The organism is Paenarthrobacter sp. CM16 (assembly GCF_013179505.1).
Taxonomy (GTDB): Bacteria; Actinomycetota; Actinomycetes; order Actinomycetales; family Micrococcaceae; genus Arthrobacter.
Genome location: NZ_JABMCX010000416.1, coordinates 1 through 3,088 on the forward strand (window position 1 = coordinate 1; position 3,088 = coordinate 3,088).

At 63.2% G+C, this 3,088-nt stretch carries 2 protein-coding genes; one reads left to right on the forward strand and one right to left on the reverse strand.

All coding sequences use genetic code 11. The annotated features are described in order from the left end of the window. Nucleotides 1-128: 128 nt before the first annotated feature. Nucleotides 129-2,003: a BTAD domain-containing putative transcriptional regulator gene (locus tag HP499_RS22705; RefSeq protein ID WP_216660253.1), complete on the reverse strand. Its 1,875-nt coding sequence runs from the start codon at nucleotides 2,001-2,003 to the stop codon at nucleotides 129-131. 107 nt (nucleotides 2,004-2,110) lie between these two features. Between HP499_RS22705 and HP499_RS22710 the strand changes: the two genes are divergently transcribed. Then, complete coding sequence (locus tag HP499_RS22710; protein WP_172326335.1) at nucleotides 2,111-2,992, forward strand: alpha/beta fold hydrolase; 882 nt, start codon at nucleotides 2,111-2,113, stop codon at nucleotides 2,990-2,992. Nucleotides 2,993-3,088: the final 96 nt, after the last annotated feature.

Genomic DNA, 3,088 nt, shown 5'->3' on the forward strand with positions numbered 1-3,088 from the left:
ACCCACAGCGCCGATGGTACTGCACCCGGGAGGGTGTGGGAGAGTAGGACACCGCCGGACAACCATTAAGGCAAGAGCCCCGACCCAAGGTCGGGGCTCTTCCCCTTTAACCACCACACCAGCCGGCCCTACCCCAAGCCAGCCCCTGCAGCCCTGAGCATTCCCAGGTAGTGGCCCACATCGCCGGCATCAACCACTCCGCTTCCGGCCGCACGCTCTCCGCTGGCCGGGGCCAGTGCCGTCAGGGCCCGGCTGATCATTGATGGTTCACGGAGTTCGCAGGCAGTTTTGGCCAGAATGCACCAAGTGGCTTCCAGTAGGAGATCCCGTGGCGGGTCCGGTACCTGGCGAAGTGCGGCTGCAGCGTTGGCTGCTTCACCGGATCGCAGGAGCAGTAGGGGGCGTACCCATGGCTCATAAGGACCGAAGTTTCCGTCGGTCAGTTCGTCGCCATCGCGCAGCTGTCGCGTGAATGACGCAAGGGCAACAATTCCCTCGCTGAAACCCGGCATCCCCTCAGGTGCAGGGGGTGCTGTGCCAGCTCCAAGGAAGGTCCAGCGGAACCACTGGGTGAAGACCGTTGCCAGGGGCCGCTCGTGACGAGCGGCCAGCTGGTCCACTGCAGTAGCTTCAAGAGCAGCGGACTCGATGTCGGACATAGCGCATAAGGCCTGCATCCGCATCAGGCGGCCGTTGATCTCAAAGGTGGGCGAATCGGCGTCGAACGCTGTTGTTATCAGTTGGCGGCCAAGATCCAGGCGGTGTTCAGCCAGGCCGGCGCGGGCGAAGCCCTGCATGAAGCTGGAGCTCAAGGCAAAGCAAAGGACGTGGCTGTCGCCCAACTTTCTGGCCAAGGCAACGGACTCGGCCGCTTCGCTCTGTCTGCTCCCTGTCCCGCGTGATTCCATGGCGATCGTCCCCAGGAGACGGGCCCGGATCCGGTCGCTGAGGTGAATGGTCGAAGCCAAGGCATTCTCAGCTGCGGCGATCACGGCCGCAGCAGCAGCGGGATCGTCTGCTCGTGTCCATATTCCGGGGACGTCGTAGCCCCCGATGATTCGCGCGGCGAGTTGGGGATCGTTGAGGTCGGCGGCAGCCTCAATGGCAGCGATGCGTTGGTGTCGGGATGTTTGAAGGTCGCCGGCGACCGCCAGACTGCCCAACACTGCGTTCGAGGCCTCCAGCCGGGCCCGGATGCCGCTGCTGGAATAGGCATTCGCTATCGGCGTCAGACTGTCGCCTTCGGGGCGGTTCAATTGCCGGTCCCTACGGAGGATTTGGGTCTCCAGGTCTATGAGGACGGGGCTGGGGTCCAGCCCGAGTTCCTTGGACAGCTGGCGGCGTGCCCGACGAAGCGCAGCAAGAGCGTCCGCCTGACGATGACTCCGGTAGAGGGCCAGTGCCAGCAGCCGCCACCCTTCTTCGCGCCATGGATTCGCTGCTACATGCGTTTCCAGAATGGCTGCCGCGTCGGTTGGCCGCCCGTTAGCCAGGCGGGCTTCTGCACATCGTTCGACGGCGGTCTGCCGCAGCCCGCTTAGCCGCGTGGCCTCCGGGATCGCCCATGGTCGATCGGCAAATTCTTGATAGGCATTTCCACTCCACTCAGCCAGGGCAGTCGACAAACGCGACTCGGCGTCGATGGGCGCTGCCTTACCTGCCAGTGCCACGGCCGTTTCAAAGCGCCAAGCGTCCACAGCGTCGGCATGGAGCCGTAACGCGTAGCCGTCACCCACCGTGACCAGAACGGAGGGCGGTGTCCGGGGCTTTCGATGCGGTTCAAGAATGCGCCGCAGCTCGCCAACAAAGGTTCGAATGGCTCCCACCGCCGCGGCCGGCGGCATGCCATCCCAAAGTTCTTCAGCCAAGGAAGCAGTGGAGATCGCCCGGCCCCGCAGGGCAACGAGGATCGCGATGATCTCCCGGTGCCTGCGTTTGGACAGTTCCAGCTGAGCCCCGTCAACCATCGCCATGATGGGGCCAAGAACTCGGATCTGCGGCATGCTCACCGGTCAATCGTAGCCACGGGCACCGACAAGGAAGGGCCAGCTGATTCGCCGCTGATTGGGAGACGAAACAGTAGGGGGATAAACCTGAAGAAGGAGACCCCATGACGTTGACATTGATACCTGAAGCTACCTATCACCGAGTCCCTGTGGCACCCCATGTGGAGCTGAATGTAGCAGTTGCCGGGAGCGGGCCCGCGGTCGTGCTTTTACATGGCTTTCCCCAGACGCATCTGATGTGGCGTCACGTCGCGGCCCAGCTGACGTCGGATCACACAGTCATTTGCCCCGATCTTCGCGGGTATGGCGCCAGTGACAAGCCAGTGGAGGCTGACGAAGGGACCTATTCGAAGCGCACCATGGCCGCCGATGTTGTTGCGTTGGCAACTGCGTTGGGCCATCCGCGCTTCGCCCTTGCCGGTCACGACCGCGGTGCGCTTGTTGCCCTCCGCGCCGGTTTGGACCACCCTGACGCTGTGACGCATCTTTTGTCCCTGGATGTCCTTCCGACCTTGGATATGTGGGATGTTCTCCAGGGCGTTGATGCCAAGGTGGCCTGGCATCTGTATCTGATGGCGCAGCCCGCCGGCATCCCGGAGCCCATGATCGAATCCACAGCCGAGTCCTTTTTTGCCTCGTTCCTGGATGGGTGGACCAAGGATCCCGAGGCGATCCCGGCGTCCTACAGGGAGGAGTACCTGAAGGCCTCGCGCGGGGCAGTGCCTTCGATCGTTGCTGACTACCGCGCTTCGGCCGGCATCGACGTGGTGCATGATTTAGCCGACAGAAAGCGTGGACGCACCTTGGAGATGCCCGTAACTGTGATGCAGCAGGATTGGGGAGCTGCGCTGGGCTACGATGCCGCCGCTCTCTGGAGCGCCTGGGCTCCTGACCTTCATCATGTGACGTTTGACGGCGGCCACTTCATGGCCGAAGAGAATCCCGGCGCCGTGATCGCTGCGTTGCGGGTGTTGGTGAGGCGTTAGGGGTTGGTGTTCGACGGCGGTTTGGTGGGGGTTTTGGGGGTGTGGGGGTGTGGTGTGGGGGTGGATTTGCGTTGGGGGTTGGGGGCGTGTATTGTT

Coding starts and splice junctions, on each gene's coding strand:
- HP499_RS22710 (WP_172326335.1), top strand. CDS start 2,111: ATGACGTTGACATTGATACCTGAAGCTACCTATCACCGAGTCCCTGTG.
- HP499_RS22705 (WP_216660253.1), bottom strand. CDS start 2,003: ATGCCGCAGATCCGAGTTCTTGGCCCCATCATGGCGATGGTTGACGGG.